General features: G+C 58.1%; 21 protein-coding genes. 8 read left to right on the top strand and 13 right to left on the bottom strand.

Annotation, left to right across the window (positions count from 1 at the left end):
• Positions 1-185: 185 nt before the first annotated feature.
• The 3 genes from ACILSI_RS25470 (at position 186) to ACILSI_RS25460 (ending at position 1,619) form a co-directional block, all read left to right on the top strand.
• Positions 186-428, top strand: coding sequence for a hypothetical protein (locus tag ACILSI_RS25470; RefSeq protein WP_395724742.1), 243 nt, complete (start codon positions 186-188; stop codon positions 426-428).
• Positions 429-751: 323 nt separating this feature from the next.
• On the top strand, positions 752-928 hold the full coding sequence (locus ACILSI_RS25465; RefSeq protein WP_395724741.1) for a hypothetical protein: 177 nt from the start codon (positions 752-754) through the stop codon (positions 926-928).
• 496 nt (positions 929-1,424) lie between these two features.
• Positions 1,425-1,619, top strand: coding sequence for a hypothetical protein (locus ACILSI_RS25460; RefSeq protein WP_395724740.1), 195 nt, complete (start codon positions 1,425-1,427; stop codon positions 1,617-1,619).
• A 72-nt stretch (positions 1,620-1,691) separates the two neighbouring features.
• On the opposite strand, the gene ACILSI_RS25455 is transcribed toward ACILSI_RS25460, so the two are convergent.
• Complete coding sequence (locus ACILSI_RS25455) at positions 1,692-2,216, bottom strand: hypothetical protein (RefSeq protein ID WP_395724739.1); 525 nt, start codon at positions 2,214-2,216, stop codon at positions 1,692-1,694.
• 431 nt (positions 2,217-2,647) lie between these two features.
• Between ACILSI_RS25455 and ACILSI_RS25450 the strand changes: the two genes are divergently transcribed.
• Genes ACILSI_RS25450 through ACILSI_RS25440 form a run of 3 tightly spaced genes read left to right on the top strand, consistent with a single transcriptional unit; the run spans position 2,648 to position 4,602 of the window.
• The gene (locus ACILSI_RS25450) at positions 2,648-3,484 is read left to right on the top strand and encodes a hypothetical protein (RefSeq protein ID WP_395724738.1); all 837 of its coding nucleotides are present in this window, start codon (positions 2,648-2,650) and stop codon (positions 3,482-3,484) included.
• 45 nt (positions 3,485-3,529) lie between these two features.
• Positions 3,530-3,820 carry an FHA domain-containing protein gene (locus tag ACILSI_RS25445; protein WP_395724737.1) on the top strand — a complete coding sequence of 97 codons (291 nt, stop codon included), beginning with the start codon at positions 3,530-3,532 and terminating at the stop codon, positions 3,818-3,820.
• The gene (locus ACILSI_RS25440; protein ID WP_395724736.1) at positions 3,799-4,602 is read left to right on the top strand and encodes a hypothetical protein; all 804 of its coding nucleotides are present in this window, start codon (positions 3,799-3,801) and stop codon (positions 4,600-4,602) included. Before ACILSI_RS25445 ends, ACILSI_RS25440 begins: the two co-directional genes overlap by 22 nt.
• A gap of 556 nt (positions 4,603-5,158) precedes the next feature.
• Here ACILSI_RS25440 and ACILSI_RS25435 read toward each other — a convergent pair.
• From ACILSI_RS25435 to ACILSI_RS25425, 3 genes are all read right to left on the bottom strand, one after another.
• Positions 5,159-5,584 (bottom strand): DoxX family protein, encoded by a 426-nt coding sequence (locus ACILSI_RS25435; RefSeq protein WP_395724735.1) that lies wholly within the window; start codon positions 5,582-5,584, stop codon positions 5,159-5,161.
• 16 nt (positions 5,585-5,600) lie between these two features.
• The gene (locus tag ACILSI_RS25430; RefSeq protein WP_395724734.1) at positions 5,601-6,359 is read right to left on the bottom strand and encodes a hypothetical protein; all 759 of its coding nucleotides are present in this window, start codon (positions 6,357-6,359) and stop codon (positions 5,601-5,603) included.
• Between the two features lie 165 nt (positions 6,360-6,524).
• Entirely contained in the window at positions 6,525-6,842 is a 318-nt protein-coding gene (locus ACILSI_RS25425; protein ID WP_395724733.1) for a hypothetical protein, read from the bottom strand.
• 389 nt (positions 6,843-7,231) lie between these two features.
• Between ACILSI_RS25425 and ACILSI_RS25420 the strand changes: the two genes are divergently transcribed.
• Positions 7,232-8,164: an FHA domain-containing protein gene (locus ACILSI_RS25420; RefSeq protein WP_395724732.1), complete on the top strand. Its 933-nt coding sequence runs from the start codon at positions 7,232-7,234 to the stop codon at positions 8,162-8,164.
• An 86-nt stretch (positions 8,165-8,250) separates the two neighbouring features.
• On the opposite strand, the gene ACILSI_RS25415 is transcribed toward ACILSI_RS25420, so the two are convergent.
• Entirely contained in the window at positions 8,251-9,210 is a 960-nt protein-coding gene (locus ACILSI_RS25415; protein WP_395724731.1) for an ATP-binding protein, read from the bottom strand.
• Between the two features lie 130 nt (positions 9,211-9,340).
• Positions 9,341-9,592, bottom strand: coding sequence for a hypothetical protein (locus ACILSI_RS25410; protein WP_395724730.1), 252 nt, complete (start codon positions 9,590-9,592; stop codon positions 9,341-9,343).
• Between the two features lie 258 nt (positions 9,593-9,850).
• Between ACILSI_RS25410 and ACILSI_RS25405 the strand changes: the two genes are divergently transcribed.
• Positions 9,851-10,348 carry an HNH endonuclease gene (locus ACILSI_RS25405; RefSeq protein ID WP_395724729.1) on the top strand — a complete coding sequence of 166 codons (498 nt, stop codon included), beginning with the start codon at positions 9,851-9,853 and terminating at the stop codon, positions 10,346-10,348.
• Here the strand turns inward: ACILSI_RS25405 and ACILSI_RS25400 are convergent.
• The 7 genes from ACILSI_RS25400 to ACILSI_RS25370 all read right to left on the bottom strand — a co-directional run.
• The gene (locus ACILSI_RS25400; RefSeq protein ID WP_395724728.1) at positions 10,329-11,072 is read right to left on the bottom strand and encodes a hypothetical protein; all 744 of its coding nucleotides are present in this window, start codon (positions 11,070-11,072) and stop codon (positions 10,329-10,331) included. The two genes, ACILSI_RS25405 and ACILSI_RS25400, sit on opposite strands and share 20 nt — an antisense overlap.
• Positions 11,062-11,778 carry a hypothetical protein gene (locus tag ACILSI_RS25395; protein WP_395724727.1) on the bottom strand — a complete coding sequence of 239 codons (717 nt, stop codon included), beginning with the start codon at positions 11,776-11,778 and terminating at the stop codon, positions 11,062-11,064. The genes ACILSI_RS25400 and ACILSI_RS25395 overlap by 11 nt, the downstream gene beginning before the upstream one ends.
• Before the next feature lie 21 nt (positions 11,779-11,799).
• Positions 11,800-12,156 carry a hypothetical protein gene (locus tag ACILSI_RS25390; RefSeq protein WP_395724726.1) on the bottom strand — a complete coding sequence of 119 codons (357 nt, stop codon included), beginning with the start codon at positions 12,154-12,156 and terminating at the stop codon, positions 11,800-11,802.
• Between the two features lie 18 nt (positions 12,157-12,174).
• Positions 12,175-12,660: a DUF6908 domain-containing protein gene (locus ACILSI_RS25385; protein WP_395724725.1), complete on the bottom strand. Its 486-nt coding sequence runs from the start codon at positions 12,658-12,660 to the stop codon at positions 12,175-12,177.
• Between the two features lie 20 nt (positions 12,661-12,680).
• Positions 12,681-13,349, bottom strand: coding sequence for an ATP-binding protein (locus ACILSI_RS25380; protein WP_395724724.1), 669 nt, complete (start codon positions 13,347-13,349; stop codon positions 12,681-12,683).
• The gene (locus ACILSI_RS25375; RefSeq protein WP_395724723.1) at positions 13,330-13,506 is read right to left on the bottom strand and encodes a hypothetical protein; all 177 of its coding nucleotides are present in this window, start codon (positions 13,504-13,506) and stop codon (positions 13,330-13,332) included. Before ACILSI_RS25375 ends, ACILSI_RS25380 begins: the two co-directional genes overlap by 20 nt.
• Positions 13,499-13,866, bottom strand: a 368-nt coding sequence (locus ACILSI_RS25370; protein ID WP_395724722.1) for a hypothetical protein, incomplete at its 5' end; no start/stop codon positions are given. The genes ACILSI_RS25375 and ACILSI_RS25370, both read right to left, overlap by 8 nt.

The raw sequence follows: 13,866 nt of genomic DNA, 5'->3' as shown, positions 1-13,866 counted from the left end.
AGTTCTCCGGCGACTATCCAGAGTTCCTGCTGGCGTTGCTTGGTTTGGCGTTGCTCAAACATGCAGGGTTGTTCTCATCACCCAGGAGGAGAGGTTTTTCAACAGGCTGCTAGAAAGGCAGCTCGGGTAAGAGTTCATATCAGTGCCTTGCCACCCAGCGCGACAAGATATATCCCCAATCAACCATGGAACCAATACCCCAACAGGAAACCTTGACTATCGGACAGGTCCACGGCGGACTCTTCAAGACCTCCATCGAGCATCTCAACCTCATCGGGAAGAATCTCCTCACACAGGAACAGGCGGACCGACTTCTAGTGTTCCCCTTCAATCAGGAGCAGCCGCCGGAGATCCAGGAATCGCTGGCCCTAGTGTGCAACGCAGCCCTCGCCGCCCAGCGACAGGAGCGCCATACACCCCAGCGCTAAATCAGACCGTGGCAGGGTCCCAAGTGGGATGCCACCAAAACCGCCCGCTTTTCGTGGAAACTAGATCAAGTCCTACAAGACGCGCGCCAGTTCGAGAATGACCTCTACGACTACGCACCGGAGATCGAACTCGCCGATCTCGAAACCGAGATGCAGGCGAACGCCGAACGCTACCGCAATGAGGAAGACGAGGACACTGAAACCCCCACCCACCCCCTAACCCTCGGACCGCCGCCACGCGGACAAATACCGCCAGTCGGACGGTTCCTGCCACTTCTCCACCCCGCTTTGCGAAACGACCGATCTGGTGTATGATTTCTCCCATGACAGCTACAAGCAATGGTTCAACAAAGCCGAGCGCATTGCCACCGGCGACGCACGCCAAGCCGTTCGACTACTCGACGCTGCCAGAGCACATGCGCGAACGACGCCGCCTCAACGAGCAAATGAGCCAGCAGATGCAGGCCGAGTGCAAGGCCAAGGGAATCAAGACACTCTAGCGTGATCAAACCAGTGGATTTTTAGCCCAAAAGGGAGTAGCTTGGCAGCATGGAGAATCTCGGCTTATTCAAGGGCTCGCCCGAATTAAAACTGACACCGGAGCAGCGCTTGGCCTTGTTTCGAGCGAATCAGAAAAACCGGAAACATACACGCGTCCCGGAAGGTCCATCCCCCCTTACACCGAACGCGCCGACCTCAACGACCTCGTCGCCGAAGAAGCAAAACTGATCGAACGCGCCAAGGCTGAGGGTTTCTTCTGGGACACCGCCCAGGTAAACAACCTCATCACCCGCCTCGGCGACTCCGGCGGTGGCACCGAGCCTGATGTTTACATCACCGGCGAGAAAGGAAATCTGGTCGTCATCCGCAGAACCATCCTCGACACCTACGGCTTCATGGGCCGCTCACCGGCTCAATACCTCCAGCGCCTCCAGAATTACAGCGCCGCCTTCCCCGGCATCCAGACCCGCATGATCGGCGTCTCGCGCAACACCCGTGGCAACGGCGTCATCTGGACCGCCCAGCCCTTCGTGGAAGGCATCGAACTCAAGGACGACAAGCCCCACCGGAGCCATCATCCGCGACGCCCACGCCGGCAACATCCTCGTCAAAAGCAAAGAACTCTTCCCCATCGACGTCATCGTCACCGATCTCGGCTCCCTAACCGACGCCGAACGCACTACCAAATAATCCACAAGCCGTTCAGCTCCTCGATAGGGCGCAGGAGAACGGCTGGCTGATCATCGCTCACCACTGAAAAAGCTATCCTCTCTCGTTTGTGCCGAGCCGACATAACCGGACACACGGCGATGCGCTTTCAATCGAAGAAATTCCGTCGAATTCTCGGCTCGTCCACCAGCGCCTTGCTGAGGGTCTGCCCCAGCGGATGTCCGCAGCAGTGCGCACCAATTCTGGACCGTCCATGCCCTGATCCCAGAGGCTTTTCACAATCACCACGAGCGCAACGGCGGTGCTGCGGGATCGTCCCGCCCAGCATTGAAACAGCAAAGGTGCCTGGCCGCTGTTTTGCACGAAGCGCAAGATGCCTTCGAGGTGGGTCGCCTTGGGGCCGTGACCGTGGGTGCCTTTTGAGCTAAGGACATCCTCGAAGACAACAGCATGCGCTTTCAAGGCATCCTTGAGTATGGCTTCAGGGTGATCTGGCTCTCGGATGCTGACCACATGCCAGCGGCCAGGATCATCCGCCAAAAACGCTTCGATTTCACCATGATGGCAGACAGCCATTTCACGTTGGAGGCACTCAAGAAACATGAGCGATTTTAACATGCTTTAGGCGTCTGCTCATCTTCTGAAATGCAACGGTTTTATCTTCGCGGATGAAGAATTACAGGGTGGATTTTGAGTCGTTTCCGGCTACTATTTCACATTACCAATCACGCCGAAACCAGTCACTGTTCCGAATTCACTTTGAGTCAGGCATGCACTTGGTTTTCGCCCATACAAAGCCCTCTGGCGGGAGCTTCTGAAACTTTCTCTGCAAACAAATTGCAGGACCAAAGAACACAACACACGCACACCACATGATCGAAGGAATCATGGTCACCCTTACTGGAAACGAGCTGAAAAAGCTCTGCAACGGACATGCCGCACACCACCGCAAACGTGCCAAGGTCTATGCAGACCAGATCAAGAGCAACCCGCTCCGGGTTGGTTTTGCGCGAACTCCGTAGGTGCCGGTGAAACCACTCATCATTACTATGCAAACCACCAAACACTCCCGTGAATCCGCCGTCAAAGGCGATGACCAGATCGCCTTTGAAAACGCCACTGCCCTCGAAGAGGCCTGTTCCTACCAAAAGGCTCTTGACTGGTATGCCGAGGTAAAACCCACCGGTGGTTATTGGGACATGTCTGCCAGCGCCGGGCGCGTGGCGATCCTGACCGCGCTGCACCGCCTGCCTGAGGCCGTGCAGATTGGCACTGAGGCCGTCCGGCGCATGCAGACTCCAGATGCAGAGCTGGTGAACGAGCTAGCTCGTGCTCTGAATCTCCATCGCGGCCCGGAAGATGCCCTGGCGTTGTGCCGCCGTGCCTTGCGGCTGGAAGCGCTCAGCCAAAATCCGAACCTCTGGTATTCAGCATCCGCTTACGCCTCCCAGTGCGGTCAGTTGGGCCGTTCGCTCCGTTATCTGGCACGCTCCCTTCACTGCTCAGGCGGGGTGCCCATCACCGATCTGCTGCTGGACCGCGACTTCGCGCCGCTGTGGCATCATTTGGAAAATGAACCGCTCTCTGGGGAAGAAGCCGAGGCCTTGCGGCAGCCGTTCTGGCAAAAATGCCGTCATCTCATACTTGAGGACCGTGGTCATCCCAGCTTTGAAAGTTACGCCCATGTTCCTGCAGCCCTGCGTGCCTACCTCCGCTTGAACACCCGCAGCATGAACTGGCACCTGCACCGCGACACGCCAGCAAAGAAAGCCGCTGGCTTCGAGACGTGGTGCGAAGCAGTCCGCACCGCTTCTATGCAAAGTCTTGACGCTGGTCTGCGCAAAGCGCTTGCGCAAGCACCCGCTACCAGCGCAGAATGCGCTTAAAGTCCATCATGCCTGCCACTGTCCAGCTCCGCATCACCAAAGGCATTGCCAAAGGCAAGGTCTTTCGACGCACACGATACCTTCTTACTCGGGCATCCTGACTACCAGGTAAACCTGCCGGATGATGAATGTGTCTTGCGCCACCACTTCATACTCGAAGCCTGCCCGCCGCAGGCCTGCGTGCGTGATCTCGGCAGCCGCAATGGCACCTACGTCAATGGGCGCAAGGTCGGCGGACCGAAGGAAGTCCGCCGAAGAAAATCGGCTGATCGCCAGCGCCCCGGATCGGAGACGAAAAACCCCTCGATCTCGGCGTGGTGGGAGATGCTAAGCTAACGCTGGAGGCATTCGTCTCCAACGCTGAAATAACGGAAGCCGAAACCCTGCGTCCCTCCAAGATTAGCGACTTGGTGACTCGAACAGGCTCCGGCTTCGATTTCACACTGCACCAGTGGCGGCATCCAATCAACCCCGATTCCGTCTCCAAGATCGTTGATGACAAAGGTGAAATAAGAACTGCGCGCCTAACGAACTTGTCCATGGAAATGCGACTTGTCGCCGAACAATATCCTCTGTTGAATCAGTGGCAAATCGACCCAGAAAGTGCTACCTTTCCGTATGGAAATGGCACCCGAGTTACGCGCAATTTTATCGAGCCCATCACCGCCAAACTGGACCCCGGAAACACGGGAATTGGTAAGACAACACTTCTTAGGTCCGTGTCCACAAGACTCGCGATTGATGGAAATGCCACTGGGACAAGTCTTAGCCAACCAGCACCGCTGGCGGGATTTTACCCCGGAGGAGCACCGGCTGCTATCTCTCATGAGGAGATAAGCTCAGAGAAGGCTATTCTCTACGCCTCCCTACGCCAACGCGCCTCCGGCCTCAACCAGCGCCTCGGCAGCCTCCGCAGAGTCGCCTCCGTATTGATTCCCTCCTCCAATCCCACACTTATGCCACTGGTAACACCCGAACAAATGCGCGAGATCGTGCGCAATCAGCCGCCACCTTCCTCACGCAAAGAGACAATGATGGAACAAGTGAGGCGACACCACCGGGAGATCGCCGCCCGTGGCGTCCAACTGCCGCAACGCAAGAACACTGGCGAGGGCTGAACCCGGCATCCGGTACAGCAGACAGCTAACCCTCACACCCCATCCCCGCCACGTCCAGGATCAACTCGACCCGCCCCCCTCAAAAGCAATTTCCTAGTAGATTGCGATGCAGAATTAGCTGTTAATTATTAACTCCGATACTGTCTGGCTGCATATTTTTTGAATTAACTCATGTTTAAAATTTATTTATATTCACCCATTTTTTGTGTTTATTCTAATTTGTTGTTCAGATCTAAAACCTGGGCGCACGATCGTTGTTTGTCCTTTCCGCCTATGGCTATTGACTGGCGCTAGGGTCCGAACAACAGCGCCATCTAGTGCTCTCTCGGCTAGAACAGCTCGGGTAAATGCTTGGCAGCAAAGTCTAACTAAGAACTTATTCCAAGACGATGAAGGTGCAATGGATTGATTGACCCGCGAGACGCTGATTTAAAACATCCGTCACACATTAGCTACTCGCTATCTTTTAAGTGGCATTTCAAGCAGTGAGTCGAATTCACTCATATGGCTGTTAAATGCGTTAGCCCGGTGAAGAAATAGGGACGTCTTTGCTGCCCTAGGCGGTCTTGTAGCAATCCCATGAGAAGCGCCCCGGCCCCATGATGACAAGGGCGGCCGCCCCGACAAAGTAAAGGAAGGCTAGCTCTCCGGATTGCTCCCCTTGAAAGCTGGCACCGTGGACGACGACAAAGGCCACCGCCATGGTGGTAGCAAAGAGGAGAGATGCAGCACGAGTGAATAACCCGGCGATCATGAGCAGGGATGCGCCGACTTCGGCGGCGATGGTAAGGACGAGAGTGGTATGGGCACCAAGGCCGAAGACGCTGAGAAAGCTCGGAGCCTGTTCCTGAAACTGCCTCCAGTAGGGCAGCCCGTGCTGCAACAGCATGGGTAGGCCGAGGCCAAGCCGAAGGAGTAGCAGGCCGGCATCCTGCTGGAAAGAGGCGGCGCTCCTATCTGTCTTTTTCGAAGTAAGTCTCATGTAGGCTGGAGGGCGGTCACAGCCCGGGTGGATGACGTGGCATGAATCCGCTGAGGCTGCGGTCCGTCGTGCGCCAACGGGGCCCTTCTGCCACCTGACCACCGCTGGTGTCAAGCCGCAGTCCGCATATGGTGATAAAAACATGATGCCCGGGTTTTACCCATAGGGTGACATAGCGCCCGGGCCCGGATACACCATAGTTGGCTATGCGGTTGGAATTGAGTACCTGGCTTAGCAGCCCGGCCTTGATTAGCAGGTAAGACACCGAGCTGGAGCAGTCGTATCCCACATCCTCGAGCTGGCGGTGGCCGCCGCCGAGGATGTAGGGCTTGTTTTGTAGAGCGTTGCCGGCCTGGATCATGCGGAGAAGGGCGGTGGGCAGGCTGACATGGCCATAGGCCTGGCTGCCACGCATGACGATAGGTGGCTGGCCGCCGCCGATGGCCTGGGGCTGGGGCGTCGAGGCAGGAGGCTGGGAGTGCATGGCGGACTGTTGGTTCGTAAACTGCTGGTAGTAGGCGGCCCACTGGCGCTGTTGGGTTTCGTAAGCCTTCCACTGCCAGGCAAGGGCAACGAGGTCCTGCTGCCATGGATTCTGCCAGGCCTTGCGGGAATGATAGTCAGCCCATTGGGCCGCTCTTGCCGCCTCAATGGCGTGCTGGTAATAACGACTCACCGCCTCCCGGTAGGACACTTGGCCTAGCCCGTTTGTGGCAAAGAGTACAAAAAAGAAGATGAGGTTCCAGAAGGAAGAGACTGATCCAGTTACTTTCAATAATAAAAAAAGTTAACTGGACCCCTAATTTACTGACAGGCTAATAATGGGCTAACACATTGATATACAATGCGCTTAGTTATTAAAAGATGGAAACACTCGCTTATCTTTATTTATTAACCCATCGACCGGAAATCGGCGGTCAGCCATAGCCGTTTTAAGCAATCAAACCACCGCGCGCGGAATGTGGAAAGGAGAGTAACTTTGTTCATGGCAGCAGGGAATCCTCCTCCGTTTCTTCCCCTTCTCTCCCGACCGCTCCTCCTTCGCCTTCTTCACCTCAGCAATCTCCCGCTCCAGTATCTCCTGCGTCACCAGCCACGTCGCCGGATGTACATCCGTGCTGCCCGCATGAATCGCGTTCACGCACACATTGAGGATGTCCCCACCGCTGAGCCCGCGTGAGAGGCCTGCGAGAACCGCGTAATCAGCCTGAACCAGATCTGGGTTGGGGAGATGAAGAGCGAACAGTTCCCTGCGCATGGAGGCGCATGGAAGGCGGAATTTGATGTGGCGCTGGATACGACGCAGCAGAGCGGGGTCATAGTTTTCGAGAAGGGCAAGACCTTCTAGCCAGTCGAGCCACCATAGCAGAAGCTCAAATAGTGAATCTCCGCCGATGACGATGAGATTGTAGTTCTAGCGGGGGGCAGTGCCCCCCTCCCCAGATGGCATGATCTGCAGGGCAACAAGCCTCCTCACCTAGACGCCAACAAAAACTCGATCGTTGAAGGCAACGTGAGTGCGTAACGCCGAATAATGTGGTAACCCAATTTGGGTTATAGTTAATTAGTTTATTTATGGTTATTATTGGTGGCGGTTCAAGAAGGCCATTTCCTAGCAGGCTAAAAGAGGCGCACTGACCTACCCATATGCAAGCCAAACTGAAATCACTGAAGAAGGAAATCGATATCGTCCTTGATGACTTCAACCTGATCGGACGCAGTTCCGACGCATCCATCCGGCTGGTGGACGGGGGTGTTTCGCGCCAGCATGCCACCATCCGCCGTGACGGGCAGCTTTTCTGGGTTTCGGACCTCGGCAGCGCCAACGGAAGTTTCATCAACGACGTTGTCGTCTCCAGTGCCCGTGCTCTGCGCCATGGCGATCGCGTGCAGTTTGGCACGAGCAATTTCGTTTTCGACAGTGTGGAAGAAGAGCGCCCGCCAAACGAATCCGGCGACAACAGCACCCATTCGCTTAAAACCGTTAATCTTGATCTACCCGTGAAAACCGTCCGGACCACGCTGCTCGTAGGTGACCTCAGCAATTTCAGCGCCCTTTCCGCCCAACTCAGTGCAGAGGAGGTCGCTGCAATGCTGCGCGAATGGTATGCGCAATGCGAGGACGTTCTCAAGTCACGAGATGCCATCATCGACAAGTTCATCGGAGACGGTGTTTTTGCCTACTGGCCCGACGACGCCCCATCCACTCGGGAAAAGGCCACCGAAGCCGCTAAGCTGCTCAGCGGCCTGGAAGCCCACGAGTTTCTAAAACGCAAATGGCTGCGGAAAAACATGAACCTCGAGGTTCACTGCCATATTGGCTTGAACATAGGTGATGTCGCTCTGGGCGCTATGGCACGAGGAAATACCACAGCAGTCGGCGAAGCCGTAAACGTGACCTTCCGCATCGAGAGTCTGACCCGCAAGCTGCAGGTGCCCGTGCTCGCCAGCGACAGCTTCCTCAAGGGGTGGCCGAATGGCCGCCAGCTTTACCAGAATGTCGGCATATACCCCGTCAAGGGACAGCCCGATCCCCTTGAGGTATATTCTCTCATTGATGTGCCGGCGATGGCGTTCTGAGCTGCTTTCAGGCATCGCGACATTGCCTCGAAAGTCATGCGCTGGACATCCTCCTCACACTCCGTCCCCGCACCACGCTCAAACCATCACAAACCCAATCTTCCTCCGGTTCTTTCCCTTCCCCCCGAGTGCTCGGCCTTCGCCTTCCGCGCCTTCTTGATCTCGGCTTCAATCATCGCTTGGCTCACCCCCCACCGCTCCGGATTCGCATCGGTGCTGCCTGCGTAGATTGCGTTCACGCAGATATTCAGGATGTCCCCGCCACTGAGGCCGAGTGATAGCTCCGCGAGAACCGCGTAATCAGCCTCCACCCGATCAGGGTTGGGTAGATGAAGGGCGAACAGCTCCCTTCGCATGGAGGCGTCTGGAATGCGGAATTTGATATGACGCTGGATGCGCCGCAGCAGCGCGGGATCGTAGTTTTCAAACAGATTCGTGGTCACGATCACCACACCATCGAACCGATCCAACTCCTGCATCAGGCAGTTGCGATTCTGGTTGATGGAGGTTGAGCAGGATTCGCCGGTGGCAACGCGCTTGGAGAGCAGACTGTCGGCCTCGTCGAAGAACAGCACGGCGTCATGCTCGCGGGCGGCGGCAAACGCGGCTTTGATGTGCTTGGCGGTGTCGCCGAGGTATTTGGAAATCACCGCCGAATAGTCCACCTGATAGAGCGGCTTCCGCAGCCGCAGCGCAATGCCTAGCGCGGCACGCGTTTTGCCCGTGCCTGGCGGGCCGTAAAAGTTCAAAATGCACTTTCCTTCTTGCGGTTGGATGGCGCTCAGGTTCCAAATGAGGTCAAGATCAGCACGGATCTCCAGCGCCCGCAGGCCGGCAAGGATGTCCGTCTTCACTTCCGCATGCAGGATCAGCTTGTCGAGTTCATGACGCGGCTCTGGCTGCAACAGCAGCCCCACGTCGGGAACGGGTTCCTGTTCATTGCGCCTCCGGCGGGGCGGGTTGCGGTGATCATCGGCCGTGGCCGCGTCGGGCGGCAGTTCGATCTCGGTGGCTTCGGCGTTTCGGTTCAGGGTGCGTGTGGGCATGGTGGTTCGGTTTCTATGGGTTCGGGTGTTGGTCCGCAGGTTGCGGATGATTCAGCCAAAGATCAGGATGGCGGCCATCAGGCCAGCCAGCGCGATCCAGGCAAAGAGGTCGTTGGAGGTCATGGGCGGATCAGGGTTGAGTGGTGAGATGCACGGTGAGAATCTTCCCGTGCAGGGCAGGCAGGAACCGGCTGGCCGGACGCACTTCGCCGTGGCTGACCACCACTGATTCGACGTGGTAGCCTTCGGTGGTGAAGTAGCTGCGCGCATCGCTGATGGCGGCGGCGTCATCCGCATACCAGTCGGCAAACGTGGCGTTATCGCCCACCTGTGCGCCGTTGATGAACAGAAAGGTGTGATACTTGCAGAGGGAATCGTTCATGAATCCTGCCTCGTCACCGTGGCTACCGTTGTCGCACCGTTTTGAGCACCATTTTTAAGCCACCGAACTCGTCCTGACGTTGTTTGATTTTTTTCATCTGCGCGAACTCGTCCTGGAACTCGTCCCCCTAAAGGGGGGTGGGACGAGTTTCCCGAGTTCGGTTTTCAAGTGTACGGCAACCGATGCGCCAGCTCCACTGTGAGGCACATCTTCGTTGCGCAACAAGGATGCTCAGGTTGTTGACACGCCACCCGGAGCGTGAAACGCCGCCGACTCCAGAACGGGATGTATTTGATGGTTGATGACGAGGATGCTCACTGGCTGGACCGCCATCGCTGGCACATAAACAAGAAGCACACGACTTGTTACGCGCAGACTCGTGTCTATGCGAATGGCGGTCGCTCAAAAATGATGCGGCTCCACCGGGTGATCATGAACGCTCCGGATGGGCTCGACGTCGATCACATTAACGGAAACGGTCTGGACAATCGTCGTTGCAACTTGCGCCTGGCCACAAGATCGCAAAACGCCGCCAATGCGAAGCGCCATCGAGACAATGCGAGTTCACGCTACAAGGGGCTACTTTACACCTCGCGCCTGCGGAAACCATGGCAGGCTGTCGTCTGTGTAAAGGGAGTGCATTACCGCTCCCTTCGATTTGCCAAAGAGATTGACGCGGCACGAGCCTACGACGAACTGGCGCGACGCTTCAATGGCGAATTCGCTCGCTGCAATTTCAAAAGTGCCGGTGCTTGATCCAGCCGCGAAACTCCTCCGTGCTGCTTCGTCGCTGGATCGGATACTCAGAGCGGGCCATCTTCATCACCACGCCCTCGAAGAACTCGGCTCCCAAATGGCGATTGCTCTGCCGGAGGCTCTGGTAGAACGCGAGAACCTCGTCTTGAGCGCACACCATTTGGCTGGTGGTGAGCAGGAGGGGCGGTTCATCGCCCGCGTTGAGCCCGCTCGAAAATGGCTCCTGCGGAATGCGCAGGGATTCAAGGAACTGACGGCGCTCGGCATAGCTCGGTGTGAACATCGGATCAGAGGGGATCGCATCGAGCAGGATGAGCGTGCCGCGTGCGATGTGATGCCGGCGTTCCAGTGCTTCGCAGTCGGCCCAGATGAGGCCGTCATCGGCGAGATCACGCAACTGCTCCACCGCATCACAAAAACACGCCGCGATGGTCAACCTACCACCGTGGCGGTTCCACAGCGTGCCGCTGGGTGTGTGGACCAGAGCCCGCCAGCCGTTGAACTTCGGCTCCGCGTACCACAGACCGCGCTTCGGTGGAGCCAGCTCCAGCCGACCGCCCTGAATCGGACGTGCTGGGTAAGTGAGCAGCGCGGGAGGTGCGGTGGCTTCAACTTGCCTGCACCGTTTGCGTTCGATGCTGCGGGCGGCCCCTTCCAAGGCCGCCCGCGCCGTTTGGCATCGTTCACCGCCGAAGATCGTCAGTGTGATGGCATCACTCATCATCACCGCCCCTCCCGAGCTTGGTCTTCACGCTCGCGCTCACCGGCACCACCTTGTCGAGCTGCTGGTTTTGTGCGGCATTGAACAGCGTGTGGCGTGCGGTATGCCACTCCTTGGTCGGCTTGATCACAGCTTTGGCGACCAGCGCCGCCGTGGCACCGTGACGGGCAAAGAGTGATTGCAACTCGGCCAGCAGTGGTTCCACAGCAGCTTCGGGGATCACATCGCCTTTGATCTTGATCTCGAAACTCTGCTTGAAGAACCGCTCGGTGTGCTCACCGGCCAGCCGCAGCAGTGCGGCTTCATCACTCACCCCGCGATACGAATTGGAGAACCCAACGCGCACCACACGGCCATCCGCAGCGCGCGCCTCAATGGAGGAGGCGAGAACGTGCTGACCGGCGTGATGCGCAAAGTAGAACGGTTTGGCGATGGCAATGAGTTCGGACTTCTCCAGCTCAAGCGCCCCCTCCAGCGCCTCGGCCTGGGCGGAGTGCGTGAGGATGGCCGTCACCAGCTCAGCCACCTGACCCTCGGGATCAGGCAGCAGCGGATAGGATTTCGTGCTCTTGCTGGCAGGCGTTTGCACGGCGAAGCCCGCGAGGCTGATCTTGCGCAGGACAGCGAGTGCGGGCGTGGTGGGAGGAACGGGCGCGGCCTCGGTGAGGATGGCGGCGGCAGGTTCAGGCTTGGCTTTGGTTCTAGGCATGGTGGTGTGTTGGGTGTGGGTTCATGCGGCAGACTGGCTATCCGCAGTGTGCGTATAGCAGGTGCCGCAAAAGGCGTGTTCAAGGCGGGTGGTGTCGGTGCATTGCACGATCTGCCGCGCATAGGCCGGCATGCGGCGGCGCAGGATGATCATCTGCTTCTCAGTGAGCCTGCCGCGCCGCTGATACTGACGGGCGAAGCTGGTCAGGATTTCCGCATCAGGTCCGGTGAACCCGATGCCATTGCGTTCGATGGTGGTTTCACGGCATTGCTCATCAGCCGTCTGGTTCTGGTAGATGCGCATTAGCGCTCGCAAGGCCCAGCGGTCGTTGCTGGCAAGGCGATGGCGCAGTTGTTCGATGAGGTCTTTCTTGCTCATGGGCAGGTGGGTTCAGGTTCATGACCCTTGCGGGCCGTCTCCTTGCCTCGTCACCGTGCCTTCCGTTGTCGCACCGATTTGATCACCATATTGGCGCACGAACACCTCCATGAACCCCTGCTGCTTGAGGTTCAAATCCCACTGATTGGCGAAGTCGCGCAAATCGCGCATGAGCGCGGGATCGCGTGCTTCGATGAGTCCCGCTGGTGTGACGCTTGCCACCACCTGATAGCAGCCAAGGTAGCTGTTCTCGAAGGTGAGCGGTGTCCATGTCGTGCCTTGTTCCGCAGGAACTACGAGGAACGTGATCTCGGGATCACGCATGGCATCTCCGTTCTGTTCGCTGTAATGCGCGATGCTGATTTCATACGCGCCGTTGGGATACGGACCACCGATCACCTCGATCACCAGCCGCATGAACGGCGGGTTCTCAAGACGGAGGTAGCGGGTGCGGACAGCTTCAAAGCCGCCGTGTTGATCAATCATTTGTTGGATGTGTTGCATGGTCGTTCGTTGGTTCGGGTTCAGGGTGTGTGGTCGAGGTAGGATTCGAGGTCGGCGAGTGCGGCCCGGACGCAGCCACCGCTGCCCACGGCGATTTGTGCGGCCGTGAATGCAGGCACCAGCCAGTGAGAGCTCAGGAACGCGGCTAACTCCTCCGTGGTCGGTGGCAGCAGCTTGATGGCTTGGAACCGCGTCTGGAACCGCTCAGTGAGCAGATCCAATTGCAGGTTGCTCGTGCCGAGGAACGCCCGGCCCGGTGGCAATCGGTCAAGGTAGGTGAGCAGCAGGTCCTGCGCTTCGCGGGAGCAGCGGTCCAGTTCGTTGACGATCTTGACCGACCATGCACTGAACAGACTGCCATAGGGAAGCTGCTTCATCCACTCGCGCACGAGGTCCACCGTCACCTCACGCCCGTTGTAGTCCTCAATGGAGAGAGGCGTGCCTGCGAGCTGCAAGGCTACCAGTTCCACCACGCTGGTCTTGCCCACGCCCGGCGGACCATAGAGCAGCAACTTCATCGTGGCGCTGGGATCGCTGGCAAGCCGCTTGGCTTTGCTCGCTTGCGCCAGCGCCACACGGCGGGCCTGGCCGATCAGATCCTCCGCCGTGCGCGGTCGCCAGTTCATCGGCGACTGCACGGATAAGGGCGTGGTTGATTTGAGTGCACGTTCACGCGGCTTGGATGCCATGATGGACCTCCTTTCCGTGATGCGTGGAGAGCGTCGTAATCGCGGCCGTGATGGCCCGAGCGCCCTTCTTGTAGAGCGTGACGGCCAGCAACTCTCCGTCGAGCCACACGGCCCAATACCGCGAGCCATACTTGGTGATGGAGAGACGATCACTCATGGGTCCAGCCCTCCCGGCGGATACGCGCCTTCACGGAGTTGATCGACAACTCGAACTGCACCGCCGTCTGCTTGATGGAACCGGTGCGACGATACGCTCGCTTCACCGCCTTCCAATCCACCAGCGTGCCGTTGGTGGTCACGCTGACGCGCTTGCGCCTTGGTTTTGGCGTGGTCGTGCCAATGATCTGGTCCGCAGGCGTGAACGCGTCGAAGCGCTGAGGCCCTGCGGGCGGATCATCCGGTTGCACCGTGCGCAAGGTGGCGAGTTGCTCCCGGACTGCCGCGCTCGCAATGGGGCGGATCATCTGCTCCATGCTGGCCGGTGGCTGGCCGCCACGCACCCGCTGCAAGGCTTCCG

It is taken from the genome of Prosthecobacter sp., assembly GCF_044232965.1.
Lineage (GTDB): Bacteria > Verrucomicrobiota > Verrucomicrobiia > Verrucomicrobiales > Verrucomicrobiaceae > Prosthecobacter.
Note: the sequence above shows the minus strand (reverse complement) of the source record. Positions and strands in the feature narration are given on the sequence as shown.

Coding starts and splice junctions, on each gene's coding strand:
- ACILSI_RS25470 (WP_395724742.1), top strand. CDS start 186: ATGGAACCAATACCCCAACAGGAAACCTTGACTATCGGACAGGTCCAC.
- ACILSI_RS25465 (WP_395724741.1), top strand. CDS start 752: ATGACAGCTACAAGCAATGGTTCAACAAAGCCGAGCGCATTGCCACCG.
- ACILSI_RS25455 (WP_395724739.1), bottom strand. CDS start 2,216: ATGTTAAAATCGCTCATGTTTCTTGAGTGCCTCCAACGTGAAATGGCT.
- ACILSI_RS25450 (WP_395724738.1), top strand. CDS start 2,648: ATGCAAACCACCAAACACTCCCGTGAATCCGCCGTCAAAGGCGATGAC.
- ACILSI_RS25435 (WP_395724735.1), bottom strand. CDS start 5,584: ATGAGACTTACTTCGAAAAAGACAGATAGGAGCGCCGCCTCTTTCCAG.
- ACILSI_RS25425 (WP_395724733.1), bottom strand. CDS start 6,842: ATGCGCAGGGAACTGTTCGCTCTTCATCTCCCCAACCCAGATCTGGTT.
- ACILSI_RS25420 (WP_395724732.1), top strand. CDS start 7,232: ATGCAAGCCAAACTGAAATCACTGAAGAAGGAAATCGATATCGTCCTT.
- ACILSI_RS25415 (WP_395724731.1), bottom strand. CDS start 9,210: ATGCCCACACGCACCCTGAACCGAAACGCCGAAGCCACCGAGATCGAA.
- ACILSI_RS25410 (WP_395724730.1), bottom strand. CDS start 9,592: ATGAACGATTCCCTCTGCAAGTATCACACCTTTCTGTTCATCAACGGC.
- ACILSI_RS25400 (WP_395724728.1), bottom strand. CDS start 11,072: ATGATGAGTGATGCCATCACACTGACGATCTTCGGCGGTGAACGATGC.
- ACILSI_RS25395 (WP_395724727.1), bottom strand. CDS start 11,778: ATGCCTAGAACCAAAGCCAAGCCTGAACCTGCCGCCGCCATCCTCACC.
- ACILSI_RS25390 (WP_395724726.1), bottom strand. CDS start 12,156: ATGAGCAAGAAAGACCTCATCGAACAACTGCGCCATCGCCTTGCCAGC.
- ACILSI_RS25385 (WP_395724725.1), bottom strand. CDS start 12,660: ATGCAACACATCCAACAAATGATTGATCAACACGGCGGCTTTGAAGCT.
- ACILSI_RS25380 (WP_395724724.1), bottom strand. CDS start 13,349: ATGGCATCCAAGCCGCGTGAACGTGCACTCAAATCAACCACGCCCTTA.
- ACILSI_RS25375 (WP_395724723.1), bottom strand. CDS start 13,506: ATGAGTGATCGTCTCTCCATCACCAAGTATGGCTCGCGGTATTGGGCC.